The organism is Pyramidobacter sp. CG50-2, assembly GCF_003612005.1.
Classification (GTDB): domain Bacteria; phylum Synergistota; class Synergistia; order Synergistales; family Dethiosulfovibrionaceae; genus Pyramidobacter.
Map to the genome: position 1 here is coordinate 24587 of NZ_RAWT01000015.1, position 22151 is coordinate 46737.

Annotated in this window: 19 protein-coding genes; 7 read left to right on the forward strand and 12 right to left on the reverse strand. The window is 61.4% G+C overall.

The window, feature by feature from the left end; all coding sequences use genetic code 11:
* Positions 1-6: 6 nt before the first annotated feature.
* Positions 7-462, reverse strand: a complete 456-nt coding sequence (locus tag D7D26_RS04715) for an ImmA/IrrE family metallo-endopeptidase (RefSeq protein WP_120372238.1) — start codon at positions 460-462, stop codon at positions 7-9.
* Positions 434-817, reverse strand: a complete 384-nt coding sequence (locus tag D7D26_RS04720) for a helix-turn-helix domain-containing protein (protein ID WP_078016270.1) — start codon at positions 815-817, stop codon at positions 434-436. The genes D7D26_RS04715 and D7D26_RS04720 overlap by 29 nt, the downstream gene beginning before the upstream one ends.
* A 149-nt stretch (positions 818-966) precedes the next feature.
* On the opposite strand from D7D26_RS04720, the gene D7D26_RS04725 reads away from it, so the two are divergent.
* Positions 967-1860, forward strand: coding sequence for a LysR family transcriptional regulator (locus D7D26_RS04725; RefSeq protein ID WP_078016269.1), 894 nt, complete (start codon positions 967-969; stop codon positions 1858-1860).
* Positions 1861-2111: 251 nt separating this feature from the next.
* On the opposite strand, the gene D7D26_RS04730 is transcribed toward D7D26_RS04725, so the two are convergent.
* The 3 genes from D7D26_RS04730 to D7D26_RS04740 are packed head-to-tail and all read right to left on the reverse strand — an operon-like array spanning position 2112 to position 6086.
* On the reverse strand, positions 2112-3671 hold the full coding sequence (locus D7D26_RS04730; RefSeq protein WP_120372239.1) for an ABC transporter substrate-binding protein/permease: 1560 nt from the start codon (positions 3669-3671) through the stop codon (positions 2112-2114).
* Positions 3672-3720: 49 nt separating this feature from the next.
* Positions 3721-5286 (reverse strand): ABC transporter substrate-binding protein/permease, encoded by a 1566-nt coding sequence (locus tag D7D26_RS04735; RefSeq protein ID WP_078016267.1) that lies wholly within the window; start codon positions 5284-5286, stop codon positions 3721-3723.
* Complete coding sequence (locus D7D26_RS04740; protein ID WP_120372240.1) at positions 5286-6086, reverse strand: amino acid ABC transporter ATP-binding protein; 801 nt, start codon at positions 6084-6086, stop codon at positions 5286-5288. Before D7D26_RS04740 ends, D7D26_RS04735 begins: the two co-directional genes overlap by 1 nt.
* 482 nt (positions 6087-6568) lie before the next feature.
* Between D7D26_RS04740 and sufC the strand changes: the two genes are divergently transcribed.
* From sufC to D7D26_RS04770, 6 genes are all read left to right on the forward strand, one after another.
* Positions 6569-7315 (forward strand): Fe-S cluster assembly ATPase SufC, encoded by a 747-nt coding sequence (gene sufC / locus D7D26_RS04745; RefSeq protein WP_120372241.1) that lies wholly within the window; start codon positions 6569-6571, stop codon positions 7313-7315.
* A 5-nt stretch (positions 7316-7320) separates the two neighbouring features.
* Entirely contained in the window at positions 7321-8730 is a 1410-nt protein-coding gene (gene sufB, locus D7D26_RS04750) for a Fe-S cluster assembly protein SufB (RefSeq protein WP_120372242.1), read from the forward strand.
* A 15-nt stretch (positions 8731-8745) separates the two neighbouring features.
* A complete protein-coding gene (locus D7D26_RS04755) occupies positions 8746-9804 on the forward strand; it encodes a SufB/SufD family protein (protein WP_078016263.1) in 1059 nt (352 codons plus the stop codon).
* Positions 9797-11038 carry an aminotransferase class V-fold PLP-dependent enzyme gene (locus tag D7D26_RS04760; RefSeq protein ID WP_120372243.1) on the forward strand — a complete coding sequence of 414 codons (1242 nt, stop codon included), beginning with the start codon at positions 9797-9799 and terminating at the stop codon, positions 11036-11038. The genes D7D26_RS04755 and D7D26_RS04760 overlap by 8 nt, the downstream gene beginning before the upstream one ends.
* Positions 11028-11474, forward strand: coding sequence for a Fe-S cluster assembly sulfur transfer protein SufU (gene sufU, locus D7D26_RS04765; protein WP_078016261.1), 447 nt, complete (start codon positions 11028-11030; stop codon positions 11472-11474). The genes D7D26_RS04760 and sufU overlap by 11 nt, the downstream gene beginning before the upstream one ends.
* 145 nt (positions 11475-11619) lie before the next feature.
* Positions 11620-13032 carry an aminopeptidase gene (locus D7D26_RS04770; RefSeq protein ID WP_120372244.1) on the forward strand — a complete coding sequence of 471 codons (1413 nt, stop codon included), beginning with the start codon at positions 11620-11622 and terminating at the stop codon, positions 13030-13032.
* A gap of 151 nt (positions 13033-13183) precedes the next feature.
* On the opposite strand, the gene D7D26_RS04775 is transcribed toward D7D26_RS04770, so the two are convergent.
* The 7 genes from D7D26_RS04775 to D7D26_RS04800 all read right to left on the reverse strand — a co-directional run bounded on the left by D7D26_RS04775 (position 13184) and on the right by D7D26_RS04800 (position 21731).
* Entirely contained in the window at positions 13184-14851 is a 1668-nt protein-coding gene (locus D7D26_RS04775) for a dipeptidase (protein WP_120372245.1), read from the reverse strand.
* 34 nt (positions 14852-14885) lie between these two features.
* The gene (locus D7D26_RS04780) at positions 14886-16055 is read right to left on the reverse strand and encodes a succinylglutamate desuccinylase (RefSeq protein WP_078016684.1); all 1170 of its coding nucleotides are present in this window, start codon (positions 16053-16055) and stop codon (positions 14886-14888) included.
* Positions 16056-16070: 15 nt separating this feature from the next.
* Complete coding sequence (locus D7D26_RS12460) at positions 16071-16235, reverse strand: hypothetical protein (RefSeq protein ID WP_168170081.1); 165 nt, start codon at positions 16233-16235, stop codon at positions 16071-16073.
* A gap of 6 nt (positions 16236-16241) precedes the next feature.
* Entirely contained in the window at positions 16242-17576 is a 1335-nt protein-coding gene (locus D7D26_RS04785) for a C4-dicarboxylate ABC transporter (RefSeq protein ID WP_120372246.1), read from the reverse strand.
* Positions 17577-17674: 98 nt separating this feature from the next.
* Positions 17675-18235: a DUF6305 family protein gene (locus D7D26_RS04790; protein ID WP_078016682.1), complete on the reverse strand. Its 561-nt coding sequence runs from the start codon at positions 18233-18235 to the stop codon at positions 17675-17677.
* A 103-nt stretch (positions 18236-18338) separates the two neighbouring features.
* Entirely contained in the window at positions 18339-19940 is a 1602-nt protein-coding gene (locus tag D7D26_RS04795) for a dipeptidase (RefSeq protein WP_120372247.1), read from the reverse strand.
* Positions 19941-20072: 132 nt separating this feature from the next.
* Entirely contained in the window at positions 20073-21731 is a 1659-nt protein-coding gene (locus tag D7D26_RS04800) for a dipeptidase (protein ID WP_120372248.1), read from the reverse strand.
* Between the last annotated feature and the right edge of the window lie 420 nt (positions 21732-22151).

Genomic DNA, 22151 nt, shown 5'->3' on the forward strand with positions numbered 1-22151 from the left:
GGAAAATCACTTGCCGAACTCTTCGCTCTCCCCGTCGCCCTCGCCCCACTCGCGCATCAGCACGGCCCAGGCGAACTGGTCGGCCTGATATTCGTAGGCGTTCATGTTGGCGTTGGTCTGCGACCAGAAGTAGCAGCCGCGGCTGTCGTGCAGCAGATGGTGGATCTCGTGGAACAAGGCGAAGCCCTGCCAGAAGCGGGGCAGGCGGCTGTTGAGGTGGATGCGGCAGCGGCGCAGCTCGCGATTGGTGTAGGTGAAACCCCACATGTCGGGGCTCATCGGCACGCGCGTCGTCTCGACCTCGAGAGAAACGCGCTCTTCCAGCTTGGCCAGCGCGTCGAACTCGTCCAATCCCTGCCACTCCGCCGCCTCTTTCAGGATCGACGGCTCGATGTACCGGGGCGGCGGCGGAAAAACGAAATCCTCCTCCGCGCTAATCTCTCGCTCTTCTCGATCTGCCACGCTTCGGCTCGCCTTCCCAATCCGACAGAGCGGCGTCGATCAGCCGGTGGACCATGTGCACGTCCTTTTCGGAGAGCTTGTGGCTGCGGTACCAGATTTCCATCGGCTTGGGACCGGCGAAGAGCTCTTCCAGCTGCAGACGACCGCCGGTGTCGCGAGGAAATTCCTCGAGAAGGTCCGAGGTCTCCACGCCGAGCCTGTCGGCAAGACGGTGGAGCAGTTTCATCGAAGGACTGCGGCGGTTGCTCTCGAGCGCCTGAATGTAAATCCTGCTGACTTCCGTCGCGTCGGCGAGCTGCTGCTGCGTCATCTTGAGCGCCTTGCGAAGCGTGCGGATCCGAAGACCTAGAGTCATCAAAAAGACCTCCCTGTTGATTAGTGTACACGTACTATACTACAATAAATTTCTGTTGACAAGTACCCCAAACGGCGAATTTCATGTATAATGTCCCTGACACTTCATTCTTTTTATTTATAGACTTTGACGGCAAGGGAGCTGATTGCATGGATTTCAAGGAGTTGGAGACGTTCGTTTCCATCGTGGAAAAGGGAAGCATATCCGCCGCTGCCGCTGCTCTGGGAGTCTCGCAGCCGGCGGTGAGCAAACGCGTGGCCCGCATCGAAGCGGAAATGGGCGCTTCCATGTTCGCCAACGGCCATAAACATTCTACGCTCACGTCGGAAGGCGCGGTGCTCTACAAAGCGGCGCTGAAGATGCTGGATACCCGCAAGAAAGCGCGGATCCAGATCGCCGAGATCTCTCAGGAACTTTATGGCACGGTGCGCATCAGCGCCAGTTCCATCCCCGGCGATTTCATCTTGCCGGAGATCCTCGTGGAGTTCATGGAAAAACATCCCGGCGTGAGCGTACAGGTCACGCAAGGCGATTCGCAGTCGGCGCTCGAGGATCTTTCCGACAAAAAGGCCGATCTTGCCGTGATCGGCTCCGACCGGAGCCTGCCGGGTTTCACCAGCCTGCCCTTTTATCACGACGAGCTGGTGCTGATCGTCAACCACAATCATCCTCTCGCCGCGAGAAAATACATCCCCATGGAAGAAATCGGCGGGCTCAAGCTCGTCGGGCGCACCTCCGGCTCGGGCAGCCGGCAGACGTGGGAGCGCATCTACAAGAGCCGCACGGGCACTTTCAAAGAGCCGGAGCTGCAGTTCGGTCACACGATGGGCGTGGTCAACGCCGTCGCTAACGGTGCCGAAGCGGGCATCGTCTCGCGTTTCGCCGCCCAAACCTCGCCGGCCGTCGCCGTGCTGACCTTCAAACCGGCAGTGTATCGCGCTTTTCATCTCGTCTACGGCCTGTGCGAGACCAAAGCCGTGGAAGTGTTGATCTCTTTCCTGATCCAGAAAGCCGAACAACAGCAGTTGAGTCAGCCGCAGTAGAAGAGCGAAAGACTTGCGGCGATCCCCGGCGTCGCCGCCCGTTTGTCCTCAATGAGAACAAGGGGTATCGTGAAGAAGCCGAGAAGACAAGGGCAGACCCGAGCGATAAAACATTGGACGATCTCCGAAGAAGCATTGTGGAGAAGATCGATAAAGCGAGCTGCGCAGACCACTCTATACGGTCTGCGCAGCTCGCTTTGTGAATCTCTCCCGCAGCGCCCTCGCGTTCGACTTTTTAATAAGAAACAGTATCACTCGTTGTAATTCGCCGCGCGGTGGACGGCGAAGACGCGGCGCCCGCGCAGGGAGACGTTGAGCTTCTTTTCCAGCTTGCGCGCGATGCGCACGAAAGGCGTGCCGATCAGCAGATAGATGACCGCGACGATGAACCCCGTGCCGAAGTAGTCGTAGTTGACCGTGGCCAGCTGCCCGTAGGTGCGAGTCAAGTCGACGAGCGTGATGATGGAAACCAGCGAGGAGTCCTTGAGCAGGGCGATGAAGTCGTTGGTCATCGGCAGCAGGGAAACGCGGATCGCCTGGGGCAGGATCACGTGGCGCAGCGCTTCTCGTTTGGTCATGCCGAGCGCCAGCGCGCCTTCCATCTGAGCGCGCGGTACCGCTTCCAGCCCGGCGCGGTAGTTCTCCGACTCGTAGGCGGCGTAGTTCAGCCCCAGCGCCAGCGTTCCGGCCACGAAGGGAGAGAGCTGCACGCCGACGTTGGGCAGTCCGTAGAAGATGAAAAACAGCTGGATCATCACCGGCGTTCCACGGATAAATTCCGTGTAACAAGTGGCGAACGCCCGCAGCGGCAGCGGACCGAAGAGGCGGCAGACGGCGATGAAGAGGCCGACGGCCAGCGCCAAAGCCATCGAAGCGATGGAAACCTCCAGCGTCACGACGGCGGCGCGGCCGAACGACGGCAAAAAGCCGACGTAGCGTTTGATCCGCTCCGGCCAGCTGCGCGCGCCGCGCTGGATGTCCGCCCAATGCTCGTACATGACGGGTCTCTCGAGCGCCGGACGGTCGTCGTTGAAGTATTCCGCCATGAGCGGGTTCCAAAGGTTCCAGCGGTCGTAGATGCGGCGCAGCGTGCCGTCGTCGCGCAGCGTCACGATCGCCTCGTTGACGCGCTTTAAAAACGCCTCTTCTCCCTTGCGGATCGTCATGGCGTATTCCATGCGGCCGATCGGTTCGCCCACAAACTCGAACATGGGATTGAATTGCGAATAATAGATCGACATGGGCGCGTCCATGACGACGGCGTCAAGGCGGCCGTTCTGCATGTCCTGGTACGCCGTGGCTTCATTTTCGTAGCTGCGGATGTCGGCGATGCCGGCCTTGGCCAGCGTCTCGTAGGCATAAGAGCCGCGCAGCGTACCGATCGTGTGGCCGCGCGCGTTTTCGAGGTTGCTGACGGCGGCGGGATTGCCCTTGGGGACGACCATCTGCAGGTAGGTGACGTAGTAGGGAATGGAAAAGTTGATCATCTCCTGCCGCTCCGGCGTCACCTCGATGCCGTTGATGGCGATGTCGTAAAGACCGCGCTGCATGCCGGGGATGAGGATGTCCCAGACGTTCTGCACGAACTGGGGTTTCAATCCCATTTCAGCCGCGAGCGCCTCGGCGATTTCGGTTTCGAAGCCCGTCAGTTTTTCGGGCTCGGAAGGGTCGTACAGGATAAAGGGCACTCCGCCCTCGGAGTTGCCGCCCCATCTCAACACTGTGTCGGGCATGAACTCGGCGGCGAAAGAGCATGAAGCGGAAAGCAGCGTCGCGAACACGATGACGCCTATCTTCGGCTTGATTCTCATGAAGTAGTATCAACCTCGCATTCTGGAAGATGGCGGTACGTGAATAAGATTAATTGTGATAGCTCGCGGGGCGCAGCGTCGCGTCGCGGCCATGCTTTCCAGAGCGGTTGCCGCGGATGGCCACGGCGAGGCGGCGTTCGGTGTAGCGGGCCAGACGCACAAAGGGCAGCCCCAACAGGAAGTAGATCACGGCGACCATGATGCCGATGCCGAAATAATCGTAATAAGTGTTCGCCAATTGACCATAAGCCTTGGTCAGGTCGATCAGCGTGATCATGGAGACCAGCGACGAATCTTTGAGCAGCGAGATGAAATCGTTGGTCACCGGCGGCAGCGAGACGCGCACGGCCTGGGGGATGACCACGTAGCGCAGCGCCTGGCGTTTGTCCATGCCCAAGGCGAGGGCCCCTTCCATCTGAGCGCGCGGCACTGCCATCAATCCGGCGCGGTAGTTTTCGGCCTCGTAGGCGGCGTAGTTCATGCCCAGGCCGATCACGCCGGCCATGAATGGCGACAGTTTGATGCCGATGTTGGGCAGACCGTAGAAGATGAAAAACAGCTGGATCAGCACCGGCGTGCCGCGCACTACCTCGATGTAGGCCGTCGCCAGACGGGAGAGGAGTTTGGGCGCGAAAAGGCGCGTGATCGCCAGCAGCAGCCCCAGCACGATGGCCAGGCTCATCGCGCAGACCGAAACTTCCAGCGTGACGACGGCGGCCTTGCCGAACGTGGGCAGAAAACCCATGTAGCGTTCGAAGCGCTGTTTCAGCGTCATGCCCTGCCGCTGATACTCCGCCCAGACATTGAATTTGTCGGGGCCGAAGCGGGCCGGCGAATCGTCGTTGAAGAATTTTGCCATGACGGGCGTCCACATGTTCCATCGGTCGTAAATGCCGCGCAGCGTGCCGTCGTCGCGGATGGAAACCAGCGCTGCGTTCAGTTTGGCCAGCAGCTCGGTCTCGCCCTTGCGCACGGGAATACCGTAACTGATCTCGCCGATCGGCTCGCCGACGAACTCCAGATCCGTGTTGAAACCGGCGTAGAAGATGGCGATCGGCGAATCCATCAGCACCGCGTCGAGACGGTCATGGGCCATGTCCTGATAGGCGTTGATCTCGTTGTCGTAGGTGCGGATCTCATCCACGCCGGCATCGGCCAGCGTGAAGAAAGCGTAGGATTGTTTCAGCGTGCCGACGCGTTTGCCTACGCAGTCCTCCAGCGAATTGATGCGGACGGGATTGCCCCTCTGAACGACCAGCTGCAGGAACGTTTTGTAATAAGGAAGCGAAAAATCGACTTCTTCTTTGTGCTCCGGCGTGATCTCCAGGCCGCTCAGGGCGATGTCGTACAGCCCGAGGTTGAGGCCGGGGATCAGATTGTCCCAGCCGTTGTGGACGAACTGAGGCGTCATCCCCATGCGTTCGGCCAGAGCGTTGACGATGTCGATCTCGAAGCCGATCATGATCTTGTCGTCGCGGGGATCCATGAACATGTACGGCACGTTGCCCTCGGAATCGCCGCCCCACCTCAGAATCGGCTGATCCGCCGTCAGGGCCGGAGAGACGATGGCCAGCAGCGCCAGCAGGGCGCAGAGAAGAGTACGCAGCCGTTTCATCAGTAGCTCACTCCGTTGAGATGGCGCAGAAAGTTCTGCGTGCGGGGATCCTTGGGCTGGGTGAAGAGGACGTCGCCGTCTTCTTTCTCGACGATTTCGCCGTCGTACATGAAGACGATGTAGTCCGAGGCGTCGCGGGCGAAGTTCATCTGATGGGTGACCACGACCTGGGTCATGCCGTCGCGGTCCAGATCCTTCATGACTTGAAGGACTTCGCCGACCAGCTCCGGATCGAGCGCCGAAGTCGGCTCGTCGTACAGCATCACCTTGGGCTGCATGGCCAGCGCGCGGGCGATCGCGGCGCGCTGGGTCTGCCCGCCCGACATGGTGACGGGATACTTGTCGACAAAATCGGACAGGCCGACTTTGTCGAGCAGTTCAAGGCCCTGTTTTTTGGCGTCCTCTTCTTTGACATGCTTGACCACCATCGGGGCCAGCATGATGTTTTCAAGAACGGTTTTGTGCGGGAAGAGATTGAAACTCTGAAAAACCATTCCGACTTCCTGACGCATCTTGTGGCAGGCGTCGAGGAACTTCTTGTCGAAATCCCGGTCTTTCTCTTCGTCCTCAGTGGAACGGCTGACCGTTACGCCGGCTATGGAAATCGTGCCGGAATCGATGTATTCGAGGCAGTTCAAACACCTGAGAAAGGTGGATTTGCCACAGCCCGAGGGGCCGATGATGGAAACAAGGTCCCCTTCTTCAATGTCGATGGAGACGCCCTTTAAAATGGTCGCTCCGTCTTCGTAACTCTTGCGCAGGTTTTTCACCTGGATCAACGGTACAGCCGCGTTGGTCAAAAGTCTCATCCTCCTGTTACAGGTCGGACATGAAGCCGTCGTCCTCCCTATAGCCTGTGCCGGTTTGCTCCCACAGGGTCCGGCATTTTTTTGTGTAAAAGTTTTCGCCCCTTCGTATTCCAACTGCGCGGCACTGGAACGGCCGGCGGTGGAGTCTCTCGTCACGAGGACGAGGTCATAATAATTATAGGGTGATTTCCCCCTTTGACAAGACCTGAATTTTTTCAAGCGGACGATTGATCAGGCAAAGTTCGTCGAAAGTTTCGCTTCATTTTGTCGAAAACGCGCAAAGGGCTCTTTCATATCGCTCGCTTCACCTCGGACGACTTTGCGGAAACAGGCGACGAAGAATTTTCCGCGGCGGGAATCCCGTTGCGTAAAAATCATTGCCGATCTTTTTTATAGGAATTTATTCTTGTCGGAGAAAAACATATTGATATAATAGGTTTATCGTGACAATCCGAGATCAATGGGGGAGTTCCATGTTGAAAGAACTGTTGAAAGTCGATCGCCTGACCGTGCGCGTGGAGGACCGGGAGATCCTTCGCGGCGTCGGCCTGACGGTGAACGCCGGCGAGACGCACGTCCTCATGGGGCCGAACGGGGCCGGCAAGTCGACCTTGGGGTACGCGCTGATGGGCGATCCGCGCTATACGGTCGGCACGGGGAAAATTTTTTTCGCCGGCCGGGACGTGACCGAAACATCCGCGGCGCAGCGCGCCAAAGCGGGGATGTTTTTGTCGTTTCAGGCGCCGCTGGAAGTGCCCGGGCTGGCGCTGAGCGGTTTTCTCCGCACGGCGCTGGAGCAGCGCACGGGCGAGCGCGTCAAATTTGGAGCTTTCCGCAAGGATCTGGCGAAGGCGATGGAAGTCCTGCACATGGATTCGTCTTACGCCGACCGCGATCTGAACGTCGGTTTTTCCGGCGGCGAGAAGAAGAAAGCGGAGATCCTTCAGCTGCTCATGCTCAAGCCGTCCTTCGCCATCCTCGACGAGACGGATTCGGGGCTCGACGTCGACGCGGTGCACGTTGTTTCCGCCGGCATCCGCGAATATCAGAAGGACGAAAACGCGGCGCTGATGATCATCACGCACAACGCGCGCATCCTCGAGTCGCTGCGCGTCGACGCCGCGCACGTGCTCGTTCGGGGGCGGCTCGTCGCTTCCGGCGGCGCGGAGCTGGTCGGCGAGATCGGCGCGCGCGGTTTCGAACGCTTTCTCGGCAGGTGAGCTCCATGAAAGAAAAGACGTACGTCGAAGACCTGGACCGCAGCCGCTACGACTTCCGTTTCGAGGGCAAGGACGCCTACAAAGTCGAAGAGGGGCTGACGGCGGAGATCGTCGCCCGGATCTCCGCGGAAAAAAACGATCCGCCGTGGATGCGCGAGTTTCGCCTGAACGCGCTGAAAGTTTACGGAGAGCTGCCGCTCCCCGACTGGGGGCCGCCGCTCGACGGGCTGAACATGGAAAACATCGTCACCTACGTGCGCCCCGATACGGAGCGCATGCACGCCAGTTGGGGCGACGTGCCGGCGGACATCAAAACTACGTTCGAGCGCCTCGGCATCCCGCAGGCGGAGCGGCAGTCGCTGGCCGGCGTCGGCGCGCAGTACGATTCCGAGCTGGTCTATCACAACGTCAAGGCCGAAGTGGCGGCGCAGGGCGTAGTCTATACCGATCTGGAGAGCGCGCTGCGCGGCCCGTACGCGGAGATGATCCGGGAGCATTTCATGAAGCTGGTGCCGCCGCGCGACCACAAGTTCGCGGCGCTGCACGGCGCGGTCTGGTCGGGCGGCTCCTTCGTCTACGTACCGCCGTGCGTGAAGGTGGAGATCCCGCTGCAGTCGTATTTCCGCCTCAACGCGCCCGGCGCGGGACAGTTCGAGCACACGCTGATCATCCTCGACGAAGGAGCCGACCTGCACTTCATCGAAGGCTGCTCGGCGCCCAAGTACAACGTGGCCAACCTGCACGCCGGCTGCGTAGAGCTGTTCGTGGGCAAAAACGCGCGGCTGCGCTATTCCACGATCGAGAACTGGTCGAAGAACATGTACAACCTCAACACCAAGCGCGCCGTCGTCGAGGAGGGCGGAACCATGGAATGGGTGTCGGGATCGTTCGGCTCGCACGTCTCGTATCTCTATCCGATGACGATCCTGAACGGAGACGGCGCGCGCATGGAGTTCACCGGCATCACCTTCGCCGGGCGCGGGCAGAATCTCGACACGGGCATGAAGGTCGTGCACGCCGCGCCCTCGACGTCGTCGTACGTCGCCACGCGCTCGATCTCCAAGGACGGCGGCGTCGGCACCTTCCGCAGCGCCGTGGTCGTGAACGCCGCAGCGAAGCGCGCCAAGTCGTCGGTCTCGTGCCAGTCGCTGATGCTCGACGCGATCAGCCGCAGCGACACGATCCCCGCTGTGGACGTCCGCACGCCGGATGCCGACGTCGGTCACGAAGCCAAGATCGGCCGCATCAGCGACGAAGCGGTGTTCTACCTGATGTCGCGCGGCATTCCCGAGGACGAGGCGCGCGCCATGATCGTCAGCGGTTTCGCCGACAACGTCTCCAAGGAGCTGCCGCTGGAATACGCGGTGGAAATGAACAATCTGATCCGCCTGGAAATGAAGGGCAGCATCGGCTAGAGGAGGAAAACTTTCATGGATTCGATGGAGATGAAGGTCAATCGCCTGCCCGCGCCGACGTGGAACTGGCTGCGCATGAACGGGACGGAAACGGCTGCGCGGGTCGGCGGCGAGGGAGCTTTTGCCGCCGAAGTCCCCGCGGGCGTCGCGGATGAAACGCTGCCCGCGCCGTCGCTGCGCTGCGCGTCCGGCATGGGGCCGGACGTGGAGCGGTTGGTGGAGGAGGCGGCGCTGCCGGTCCGCAGATACGCGGCCGCTGGAAAAGTGGACGAAGCGCTGCGTTTCAGCTTTGATTACGCGGACGGCGCGGCAGCGTTCAACGCCGTGGAGCTGGAGACGGGCGAAGGCGGCGAGCTGACGGCGGTCATGGATTTCCGTTCGGCCCCCGGCGCGGCGGGGTTCGCCGGCGCGCAGACGAAGATGGAGCTGGGACGGAACTCGCTGCTGCGTCTGGTGCAGATCCAACGGCTTGGCGGCGGGCTGACGTTTTTCAACGACGTGGGCGCGCGGTGCGCCGACGGCGCGCGGGTGGAGCTGATCCAGCTGGCGCTGGGCGGCGGGAACGTCTTCATGGGCGCGCAGTGTGCCCTCGAAGGGCGACGCAGCGCGCTGAAGGCCGACGTCGGCTATCTGCTGCGCGGAACCGAACGGCTCGACATGAACTACACGGCGCTGCACGAAGGACGCCGCACGCAAAGCGAGATCAACGCTTCCGGCGTGCTGCGGGAGAAGGCTTTCAAACTGTTCCGCGGCACGATCGACTTTCGCCGCGGCGCCGCGCAGGCGTCGGGCGACGAAAAAGAGGACGTGCTGCTGCTGGACGACGGCGTCGTCAACCGGACGATCCCGCTGATCCTCTGCGGCGAAGACGACGTGACGGGCAATCACGGCGCCACGATCGGACGCCTCGACGACCGGCTGCTGTTTTATCTTGAGTCGCGCGGGCTGCCCCGCGACGACGCGTACGAGATGATGGCCCGCGCGCGCGTCGCCGCCGTGGCCGCGAAGATCCCCGACGAAACGACGCGGCGCGGCGTGGAACGCTGGTTGAACGGAGGAACGAACGATGAATGAAACGGAACTGAAACGGGAAGACGAGCGCCTGCGCGGCGACTTTCCGATTTTCGCCGATAAAGATCTGGTCTATCTCGACAGCTCGGCGACGACGCAGAAGCCAAAGCGCGTGCTGGACGCGGTGCGCGATTATTACGAGAAAAGCAACGCCAACCCGCTGCGCGGCCTGTACCGGCTGAGCGTGGCGACGACGGAGGCCTACGAGAACGCGCGCGCGGTCGTGCAGAAGTTCGTCAACGCCGCCGCGCCCGAGGAGATCGTCTTCACTCGCAACGCCACGGAAAGCCTGAACCTCGTCGCCTGCAGCTGGGGCATGAACTTTTTGCGCCCCGGCGACGAGATCCTCGTCAGCGTCATGGAGCACCACAGCAATCTGCTGCCCTGGCAGAACGCCGCCCGCGCGGCCGGCGCGGCGCTGAAGTTCGTCGACTGCGCGCCGGACGGCTCGCTGACGGCGGAAACGTTCGCCGCGGCGCTGACGCCGCGCACGCGGCTGGCGGCGGTGACGCACGTTTCCAACGTGCTGGGCGTGGAAAACGATCTCAAAACTTTTGCCGAATTGTGCCGCCGCAACGGCACGATCCTCGTCGCCGACGGCGCGCAGAGCGTGCCGCACCGGCCCGTGGACGTGCGGGAGCTCGGCGTCGATTTTCTCGCCTTTTCCGGGCACAAGATGCTGGCGCCGATGGGCATCGGCGTGCTGTACGGACGGCGCGAGCTGCTCGAAAAGATGCCGCCCTTCCTCTATGGCGGCGAGATGATCGAGTCCGTCCGACGCGACGGCGCCACCTACGCGCCCGTGCCGCACAAGTTCGAGGCCGGCACCGTCAACGCCGGCGGCGCGGCGGGATTGGCGGCGGCGATCGAATACATCCAGTCCGTCGGCTTCGAAACGATCCAGCGCCGCGAAAACGCCCTCTGCGCACTGGCGCTGGCGGAAATGAAAAAGATCCCGCACGTGCATGTGCTCGGCAGCGACGATCCACTCGACCACCACGGCATCCTTTCCTTCACGGTCGACGGCGTGCATCCGCACGACATCGCGGCGATCTGCGACGAAGCCGGCATCTGCGTGCGGGCCGGCCATCACTGCGCCCAGCCGCTGCTCGAACATCTCGGCTGCCGCTCGACGGCGCGCGCCAGCATCGCCTTTTACAACACGGAGGAAGACATCCGCCGTTTTATCGCCTGCCTGGCGGGCATCCGAAAGAAGATGGGCCGCGATGGAGAATAGGACGTTTTACAACGAAATCCTCACCGAACACAACGTTCGTCCGGCGCACAAACACGCGCTCGAAAACGCCGGCTTCTCGCTGGAAGGTGTCAATCCGTCCTGCGGCGACGACATCACGCTCAGCCTCAAAATCGAAAACGGCGTCATCGTCGACGGCGCGTTCGCGGGCGACGGCTGCGCGATCTCGCAGGCTTCGGCGGACATCATGCTCGACCTCGTCATCGGCCGCACGAAAGAGGAGGCCCTGCGCCTGTCGGACATCTTCCGGCGCATGATCCAGGGCGCGGCCTCCGAGGAAGAGATCGAAGAGCTCGAAGAGGCCGGCGCGTTGCGCGACGTTTCCCACATGCCGGCGCGCGTCAAGTGCGCCGTGCTGGGCTGGCATACCATGGACGAGATCCTGCGGAACCTTGACAACGCCGCGAAGAAACGCTGAAAAAAGCCGCAAAGTCAGTGAATATGGCTGACTTTGCGGCTTTTTTATATCCGGACGCGGTATTCCGTCTGCGGTTTCTTCCGTTTTCCGGTATAATCTGAAATTACGGGACGAATTCATCTTAAGTTTTATGGGAGGTATCTCAATGAGTCAGAACGGTTTCACCCGTCTTTATCCGTCGCTCTGGAAGCAGGACAAGCAGAGCGCGATCATGGAGTTCGCCGAAGGCTACAAGGCCTTTCTCGACGCGTGCAAGACCGAACGCGAGACCGCGGCCGAAGTGATCCGTCAGGCGCGCGCCGCTGGTTATGAAGATCTCGACGAGCTGTGCGCGGCGCACCGCGAACTGAACGCCGGCGACAAAGTGTACGCGCTGCGCCAGAACAAGGCCGCCGCGCTCTTCGTGATCGGCCAAAGACCGCTGACCGACGGCATGAACCTGATCTGCGCCCACGCCGACGCGCCGCGCCTCGACCTGCGCGCCAACCCCCTTTACGAGAAGGACGGCTACGCGTTGATGAAAACCCATTATTACGGCGGCATCAAAAAATACCAGTGGGCGGCGCTGCCGCTCAGCCTGCACGGCGTCGTCGTCAAAAAAGGCGGCGAGCGCGTCGACGTCGTCGTCGGCGAGGACGAAAACGATCCCGTCATGTACGTCAGCGATCTGCCCAAGCACCTTTCCGCCGAGCAGATGAAGCGCTCCCTCGAAGAGGGGCTTAAAGGCGAAGAACTGAACCTCGTCGTCGGTTCCGTGCCGCTGGCCGGGGCCGAGGGGGATGCCGTCAAGAAACAGATCCTCGCGCTGCTGGAAGAACGCTACGGCATCGCCGAAAAGGATTTCGTCAGCGCCGAGTTCGAAGCGGTCCCCGCCGGCCGCGCGCGCGACGTCGGCCTCGACGCCTCGATGATCGCTTCCTACGCGCACGACGACCGCGTCTGCGTCTACACCGCCCTGCGGGCCATGCTGAACGTGGCGCGCCCGGCCTACACCGCCGGCGTGATGTTCGTCGACAAGGAAGAAGTCGGCAGCAACGGCAACGCCGGCATGAACTCCCATTACATGGAAAACCTCGCCGCCCGCCTCGTGCGCCTATGCGGCGGCGACGCGCTGGACCTGGATCTGGCGCTGGAGAATTCCAGACTGCTGTCCGCCGACGTCACCGTCGGCTACGACCCGAATTTCGCCGACGCGTTCGAGGTGAACAACACCGCGCGCCTCGGCAGCGGACCGGCCATCGTCAAGTACGCCGGCTCCAAGGGCAAAAGCGGCTGCAACGACGCCAATGCCGAATTCGTCGCCATGGTTCGCGACGTTTTCGACGACGCCGACGTGGCGTGGCAGATCAGCACCATGGGACGCATCGACCTGGGCGGCGGCGGCACGATCGCGCCCTTCGCCTCTCGCTACGGCATGCACGTGCTCGACTGCGGTGTGGCTCTGCTGAGCATGCACGCCCCCTTCGAACTGGCCAGCAAAGCCGACGTCTACGAAACGGCGCGCGCCTACGAGGCCTTCCTCAACAGCGCCGCCGAGATGAAAAATTATCTGCGCTAAGGGACGCAGAAACGTCGTTTCCTTTTTGATACGTCGCCGATAAAAAGAGGCCGAAGGCTGATGAAATCTGATTCATCAGCCTTCGGCCTCTTCGAATGTTCCACGTGGAACAGTGCTGTCAGGTTAATTCATGCCGTTTTTTTCGGGAGCCTTAGCGCCCGTTCTTGACGTCGTCGGCCATCGTATTGCCGAAATCGACGGCTTTGAGCCACTCGGGATCGTAGCCGGGCTGCTTGATCTTGTTGTCTTCGACGTAGAAGGGCATCTGTCCGTACTTGGAGATCAGCTGCGCGGCGAAGGCCCACCAATCTTTCTCCAGCGCTTTCATGTTCGTGGCGCAGTAGTTGGTCAGGAACGCCTTGGCCGCGGCGGGATCCTTGGCGTAGAGTTCGAGCGCCAATTTTTCGACGCCGGGCTGCGCGTCGAAGTAGCGCTGTTCGATCGCGGCCTTCTTGGCGCGGATCTCGGGATACATCATGTCCCAGCGGTGCTGCGCCCACTGCTGCACGAAGTTGAACGCCCACCAGGGGTTCTCCGTGTTGAAGTTGACGCGGTCGTTGTCGCCCCAGTTCTGCGGCAGTTCGGTGACGCCGGCGTAGATGGGCGTGTAAACGGTCGTGTCGGGAGCGGCGAGGCCGAACCACAGCACGCCGCCGATCGCCGCGGGCAGGTCGGCGCGGGTCTGGCCGATGAAGCTGTAGGAGCACTGCGGCACGGCGATGGCGCGTTCCCAGGAAGCCCACGCCTTGCGGTCTTCCATGTCGTGCTTGGGCTTCTGCGGGCGGAAGCGGGCGGGCGAACCGAAGGGACCGGCCGCCAGACCCTTGGTCATGTCGTAGGGCGTGCCTTCGAGGTGGTCGCTGTAGATCTTCTCAAGATCCTGAACGGTCAGCTTGTGATCGGGCTTGACCGAGAACGGATAATCCTGAAGGCCCGAGCCGGGCGTCAGCTTGAGAGAGGGCGCGACGATGTCGAAAGCGCGCCACTCGCGGCGCGAGCTGCCGAAACTGTTCTTGGCCGCTTCGCCGTAGCTGCCGTTGTCGAAAATGTGCGAGAAGTTGAAGGGCTCGCCCTTTTTCCACCAGCCCATTTCCTCGGCCAGCGTGGTGATGTTGGCGGAGTACATGAAGTTGTCCTTGTCGTTGAAGTCGATCACGCCGAGGCGGGAACGGTTGGCGCCGACGAAGAACTCGTCGTCGGGCACGCGGCGGGCCGCCCAGATGGCGCCCGGTTTGCCGCTGTCCTTCGTCCACAGCAGGCCGGCGCCGCAGATCTCGAAGACCCACAATTCCTTGCCGTCGCTGATGACCAGGCCTTCGCCGCCGTCGCCGTAGCCGTATTTTTCGGCCAGTTCGCCCATGACTTTGATTACTTCGCGGGCGGTCTTGCCGCGCTGCAGGCCGAGGGCCTCGAGGTTCTCGATGTAGAACAGGCCGCTGGCGCTCTGCACTTCATCGCGGCCGGTCCATGTGTGCTCGCCGATCATGACCTGATGCTCGTTGAGGAATGGATAGCCGATATGGAAATACGTGTAGGTGCGCTCGACCTGAGGGATCTGGCCGGCGACCGTCAGCGAACGGCCGGGACGGCTGTCCATGCAGGAGACGATCTTGACGTCGACCATTTCGCCGGGCTGGTGCTCGCCGCCGGGCACCACGCGCACGCGGGCGTCGTACCAGCTGTCGCAGGTATGGGCGACGAGGATCGAACCGTCGGCGGTGGCCTTCGGGCCGACGCCCATGGGCGTGCAGGCGACCGACGCCGAAGCGGCGGCTATCAGAGCGGCGCCGGCGAAAAGCGTTGCGGAAATACGTTTCATATTTTTTTCCTCCTTCGTGAATTGGCTTTGAGGCCTAATCGTAATACAGACGGTCCTTGGGAGCTTCGGCGGGATTGTGGAACAGGAATCCCAGCCCTTTATCCATGATCTCCCGGTAGCCGGGGACGTCCTCGATCAGGATGGTCTTGTCGGGATGGATCATGTTGTTGACTTCGATCAGCGTCAGCACGGTCTGCACGTGGCGCGCCACGCGCTTTTCCGCCGGCCAGCCGTTCTCGTCGATGGGCGAGTAGAGCAGATGGTGCTCGCCGGCCTTCATGACGAAACGGTCCTTGCCCGACATCGCCAGTTCTTCGTCGGTGATGCCGCGGATACGGTCGAGCATCGGCTCGGCCACTTCGCACAGATAGGACGTGGCCTCGGAGTGGTCGCCGATCTCGCGGTGCGACAGGCCGTGCAGGGCCTTGGGCGAGAATTCCATGCCGATGGGGACGTCGAACATCGTCGAGGTCAGCGTCATCGACGTCATCGCGCCGACGTCCTGCCCCTTTTCATGCACGACCATCGTGTTCTCGACGGGATACTCAAGCTCGGCCTCGTGGAAGTCCATCGTCATGTCGACGCGTTCCTGGCGGATCAGCTGCATGGCGGCGTAATTCGTGCGCTCCGTGAGCAGCCCGTTGGCGCGCCCCGGCCAGGCGCGGTTGGCGTTGCGGATGTCCATATAGGCCAGGTTCTGGCCGCTGGGGTAGTGGATGTACACTTCGGGATCGGGCCACGAGTCGAGAGGATTGCTGGCGCGGTCGCCGAAACGCCAGCGTTTGACGCCCCAGTCCGTCTTGACGTGAGTGAAGCGGGGATAGGCTTCGCCCAGACGCGTGAGCGTCGAGCCGCTGGTGTTCAGGCGATCGATGACGATCACCCGTCCCTGCGTGACTTTCACGTTCTCCGTGAAAACCTGGGCCGACATGTTGGCGACCGGCTCTTCGGGGTGAGTGCCGCCGATGATCAGGATCGTGCCGCCGGGCACGCCGCTGTCGAAAAAGTAGACGTTGGCGTCGTTGACGGTCCCTTTGAGCCCGCCGTCGGGGAAGTATTCGCTCAGTTTTTTGACCTGAGTCAGCGCCGCGCTGGGCACGACCGGTTCCTTGAATTCGCGGTGTTCTTTGAAGAGCATGCCCGCGGTGGCCGCCGCCGCTCCGGCGACGACGAGAGCAAGGCATTTTACGGCTTTCAGATTCATTGCGCGCGCCCTCCTTTACTTGAGGCGCAGAAGGCGCAGTACGAAGGGCATCATGACGATGCTGTAAAGCACGGCTTTCTGCGGATCTTTCGTTTTGACGAAGTTCATGACCACCGCCAGCAGGAAGAACGCGGCGATCCCGTAATACAGCCACATAACGATATTGTTCAGCATGATCATGATCGACTAACCTCCAATCACAGCGGCGAGCTCTTTGCTGTACACCATGCAGGCCGTGCAGACGGCGAGGATGAAGAGCATGGGGACCAGCGCGGTCTTGACGAAACCGCTCCAGTAATTTCCCTTGTAGTCAAGCTCCATGACCGCCGCGCGCCCGACCACCGCGGTGGGAGGCAGACAGTCGCCGACGGGCCACATCACCGACCAGGTGGAAAGCGACACGATCGGGTCGAGCCCGAGCATGTTGAACAGCATGATCAGCGGTACGCCGAACAGAGGCGCGACGGCGTACTGGAGCACGCCTTCGGAAAGCGGCAGGATGATCCACAGCGTGGCGAACAGCACCGTCAACGGCAGCGTCACCACCATCAGCGACAGCAGCCCGCGGGCACCGCTCAGCGCCAGCACCTGGATCAGCGTGCCGACGACGACCATCGCGCCGACCAGGCCGAGCAGGTTCTCGACCGTCTGACGGGCGACCGCGAAGATGCGCAGGCGAATGGGGCTCAGCACGATGACGGAAAGAGCCGAGATCATGAACACCAGCGGCAGGCCGAGGACGGGGAAGTTGAAGGGGAACGCGCGTCCGGCGATGACCAGACCGACCAGCACCACGAAGGGAATGACGGCTTTCTGCCAATTCCATCCGGCCGGAGCTTCGGGCAGTTCCTTCAGCGCCTGCTCCACGTCGATCGGTTTACCGCGCCCGGCCAGCCAGAAGGTGGAGAACAAAGCGCCGACGATCGACATCAGCGCCAGCGGCGCGCCGAATCCGACGTAGGGCATGTTCGCGCCGGCGGCCGCCATCATGGCCCACAGGTTGATGGGCGGACAGGCCGCGCTCATGGCCGCGAGCAGGAAGATCAGCGCCACGCGGCGGTCTTCGGAGACGCCCATGGTCATCAGCACCGAACCGACCAGAGAGCCGACCGTCAGCACCGTCGTCGCTCCCGAACCGGTGATGGCGCCGGGAACCAGCATCAGGACCGTAAGGAAGAGCAGGCAGACGAAACGGTGCGCGTGGAAGCTGCGCACGATGCAGCGCACGATGTAGGCCACGCCGCCCGACTCCTTGTAGAGCATCATGAAAAACGTGGCCGTCAGGAAGGTCAGGCACACGTCGAAGTAAGTGAAGGAACCTTCGACCACGTGACGGATCATTTCCACAAAGGGAAGGGGCGAACGGGGGTCGACGCCCTTCGGAAGCAGCGCGTGCACCGCCAGCCCGACCAGGGCCGAGAGAAACATGGACAGCTCCGTGCTTATCTTCATTTTCTTGCCGATGGCGAACGCTACGACGACCGCAGCCAGCACCAGCGAAGAATGGACAAACATAGTCATTGACAAATACGTCCTTTCAACGGAAAAAATTTAAATGGAAAAGAGCGCGGAAAAATAAGGCGTTCCAGCGGCGAACAGGCTGCGGGAACGCCTTTGCCTTATTCGGCGGCCTTCAGCGCGGGGCCGATGGCCAGAGCGTCTTTGACGACGATCAGAGGTTTGTTGTGTTCCTGGGCGTACTTGGTGAAGAACCCGTCGCTGTCGCTGTCGGTGACGGCGAGGATTACATCGGCGTCCTTCATCACGGCTTCGATGGAAGCGGCGTCGGAGTTGTCGGTGCGGCGGGCCATGCCCTCGATGTGAGCGCCGATCACGGTCATGCCGAGCTTCTTGGCTTCGGCGATCAGCTCGGTGCAGCGGGCGATCTCGTTTTCAACGTTGGTGCCGGCGGCGCCCATGCCCTTCATGCTGGTGCCGGAAGTGACGATCAGCGTCTTGGCGTTGGCGGCGGCCAGCTTGTCGGCGGTGAGTTTGTTGTCGTGGTTGGCTGCGATCTTCGACTGCATGGCCGACATGTGCACCATGACGGCGCCGGGGCTCTGGCCGCAGGTGGTAACGATAAAGGGCGCGTTCAGCTTGGGCACTTCCACGGCGAACGCGAAGCTGCTCAGCACGCAGGCGGCGAGCAAGGCGACAAAAACGGCGGATAACTTTTTCATGAAAAAACCTCCAGTGAAAGATAAGAATTGATGAAGCAACTGAACGATCCAGGCCGTTTTCCCTGCGGAAGCGGCGCTGAACCGTTCAGGCGTTTCCAGACGCTTAACTCTTCTTGTTGTTGATGTACTTGGTGATCAACGTCCTGTTCAGCTGATGCCAGGCTTTTTCGGCCTTGTCCATGCAGTCGATGGTGAAATCGGTGACCCTCTTGCTGACAGCGGCGGGATCTTTTTTGTAAAGTTCGGCGCCTTCCTTGTCGATGCGGGCCGTCTCGTCGAAGAAGCTCTTTTCGAGAGGCGTGCGCACGGCTTCGAGATCGGCCATGGCCTCGGCGTAGCGTTTCAAGACGAGGTCGTCGGCGAGCATGAACGTCCACTGGGCGGATTCGGGCGTGTAGCTGTCGCGGTCGAACTGACGCCAGCTGGCCTTTGTGTCGGTCGCGCCGCAGTAGATGGGGACGTAACAGGTGGTGTGGGGCGCGTCGAAGCCGAACCACAGGATGGTGCTCAAGGGCTTGGGCATGCCGTTGCGGGCCTGGGCGACGAAGCTGTAGGCGCAGTTGATCACCGAGACCGGGCGACTGTAGTTCATCTTCAGCAGCGCGCGCATGTCGCGGGTGGGGAACGGCGAGGCCAGAGGGCTTTTGACGAGCTTGCCGTCCTTGCGGATGAACCATTCGTCGGCGTCGTACATGTCGAATTGCGTGCCGTCGTGATGGCTGCGCAGCATTGCCTGCACGTCCTGCACGGAGAGCTTTTTGCCGGGCTTGACGGCGAAGGGATAAGACGTCGCTTCCGCCAGCGGATCCCACTCGCGGTCGGGATCGAGACGGCGGTACAGCGAGTAGAGACGGTTGCGGACCCAGTCGGACGACAGCGCCCAGCCGCCCGTGTAAGGGGCGTAGGCCTTCGCCCAGTTGAAGGGGACGCCGCTTGCGGGATCCCACCAGCCCATGTCGATGGCGAACTGGCGGTAGTCCTTGGAGGCCATGAAGTTGTCCGTGTCTTCGGGATGGACTTCCTGGATACGGGCCACGTTGCAGGTAATCAGCACCATATCGTCGGGAACGCGCTGAGCGACCCAGTACGCCCCGGGCTTGCCGCTTTCGGGCGTCCACATCATGCCGGCGGAACGGATCTCGAACAGCCAGGCTTCCTTGCCGTCGGCGATCGTCAGGCTTTCACCTTCGAAATCACAGGAGCCGAGGAATCCGTATTTTTCCGCCAGAGAACCGATCAGGGCGATGGCCTCGCGGGCGGTCTTGGTGCGCTGCAGCGCGAGGACTTCGAGCTGCTCGATCGTCAGGATGGCGCGCGCGTCGGGCCGGAACGTCTTCATTTCGACTTTCTGGGCGAATGTGCTTTCGCCGATCGCCAGGCCGTACTCGTTCATGAAGGGGTAGCCGACGTGGAAATAGCCGTAGGTTTCCGGCGCCTGGGGGATTTCGCCGATCTTCGTGATCTCGGCGGATTCGTCGTTGGTGATGTTCCAGAAAACGGGCGTCATCTCGCCGTCGGCATGCTTGCCGCCGGGGATGAAGCGCACCTGCGCGTCGTAGAACGCGCCGTCCGCGGTATGGGAAGTGATGACGGAACCGTCGGCGGAAGCTTTCGCTCCGACGACCACGTCGGTGCAGGCCGAAGCCGCTCCGGCGAGAAGCATGGCGCCAAGTACGCTGGAAATGACAGTGCTCTTTGCTCGCATGGTCCTTTACCTCCTTATGTTGGGTCAGACGTTCGGATTCTCCGTTTCACGAGACGAAAAGCCGGCGGGAACTTCTGCGCCGGGGCGGCAAAGTTCCGCCGGCTTTTTAACGCTGGTGCGGAAGCGAAAAAACTACTTGCTGTTGGTTGCTTTCAGGTCGCGCTCGGTCATGCCGCCGAAGTCGACCGCCTTGAGCCATTCCGTGGGATAGCCGGGGGTCTTCTGCGATCCGTCGGGCTGCATGACGCCGCCGTCGCAGTACTTGCCGATCAGCTCGAAGGCGAAATCCCACCAGCCGTCGTTGACTTCGTTCATGGCCTTGTTGGTGTAGGCCGTCAGGTATTCGACCGCCTTCTTGGGATCCTTCTTGTACAGCTCGACGGCGTGGTCTTCGATCGTCTTCTGGTCGGCGAAGAACTTGTCCTCGTAGCTGGCCTTCTTGGCGCGGATCTCGGGATAGATGGCGTCCCAGCGGATCGTCGCCCAGTTGTTGACGAGGTTGAACGCCCACCAGGCGCTGTCGCGGTCGAACACGTGGCGCTTCGTCTCGCTCCACGCCTTGGGCACGGAGGTCACGCCGCAGTAGATGGGAACGTAGACGGTGGTATCGGGGGAATCCTCGCCGAACCACAGCACGCCGCCCACGGCGTCGGGCATGTCGGCGCGGCTCTGGGAGACGAAGCTGTAGGAGCAGCGGAACAGCGCGATGGGACGCTCCCAGTCGTCGCCCTTGCGGCCTTCGGGACGAACGTCCTTGGGCGTCTGCCAGCGGCTGGGGCAGCCGAAGGGGCCGGCGGCCAGGCCCTTGGTGAGGTCGTAGTCGGTGCCTTCAAGGTGATCGCTGTACACGTCCATGATGTCCTTGACGGAAAGTTTCTTGTCGGGCTTGACGGAGAAGGGGTACATCTCCCACTTGGCCAGCACGGGGAACTTCTGGGAAGGAGCGACCAGGTTCAGGGCTCTCCACTCGCGGCGTGCGGCGTAGTAGGCGTAACCGTAAGGCTCGGGGTTGAAGATCGTGGAGAAATCGAAGGGCTCGCCCTGCTTCCACCAGCCCATGGCCTCGGGCAGCTTGGTGATGTCGGTGGAGTGCATGGTGTTCTCGGTGTCGTTCAGATCGATGACGCCGAGGCGCGAACGGTTGGCGCCGACGAACACTTCGTCGTCGGGAAGACGCTTGGCCGCCCAGTGAGCGCCGGGGTTGCCGGAATCCTTGTTCCACAGGCCGCCGCCGCAGACCTCGAAGACCCAGCATTCCTTGGGATCGCCGATGATCAGCGTCTCGCCGCCGTCGGCGTAGCCGTACTTTTCAGCCAGCTCGCCCATGACCTTGATGGCTTCGCGGGCCGTCTTGGCGCGGGCCAGTCCGAGCGCCTCGAGGTTCTCGATGTACATCAGGCCTTCGGTGGAGGCCAGTTCGTCGCGCCCGCTCCAGGTGAATTCGCCCATCATCAGCTGCTGGTCGTTCATGAAGGGGTAGCCGATCTGGAAGTAGGTGTAGGTGTGCGCGACCTGCGGGATCTCGCCGACTTTGCGCAGAGGCTTGTTGGGGCGGGTGTCGACGCACATGACGTTGTAGATGTCGACCATTTCGCCTTCTTTGTGGTCGCCGCCGGGAATGATCTTGATGCGGTTGTCGTACCAGCCGTCGCAGGTGTGGCTCACCATGACGGAGCCGTCCGCCGACGCCTTGGCGCCCACTCCCATGGGCGTGCAGGCCATCGCCGCCGCCGCCGAGAAGAGCAGGGCGGCGCTGGCGAAGGCCGCTGCCGAGAAACGTTTCATTTCCATTCCTAATGACCTCCTTGAAATCTGCCTGCCGTTTGCAGGATTTATAAGAACACTCCGCGCTGCCCCCATGGACGGCCCGGTACTGCACGATAAGGAATTTAAGAAGGAAGATCTGGCAAGAATGTGTCCAACTGAAGATGGCGCTTTGAACAAAATTTCTTTATCTCATGCCCATGAAAGAGTTGACGTAAATTCTCGATTAAAGAAACGTCCAAACCATTAAAAGTGTAACAGTTTTCCCCAGCGAGATAAAGATTTAGGAAATGATTCCGTCGTTTTGTTCTTTACGTGTGTTGTCGTCTGAAAATTATGAGTCATTGAGAGAGGCTGTCCCAAAACTACATGTCGTTGTTCAGTGATAAAGTCCCCCATAACTGTTCCAAGAAAATGTCACTCTGAGATAATACCGTTCATGAAACA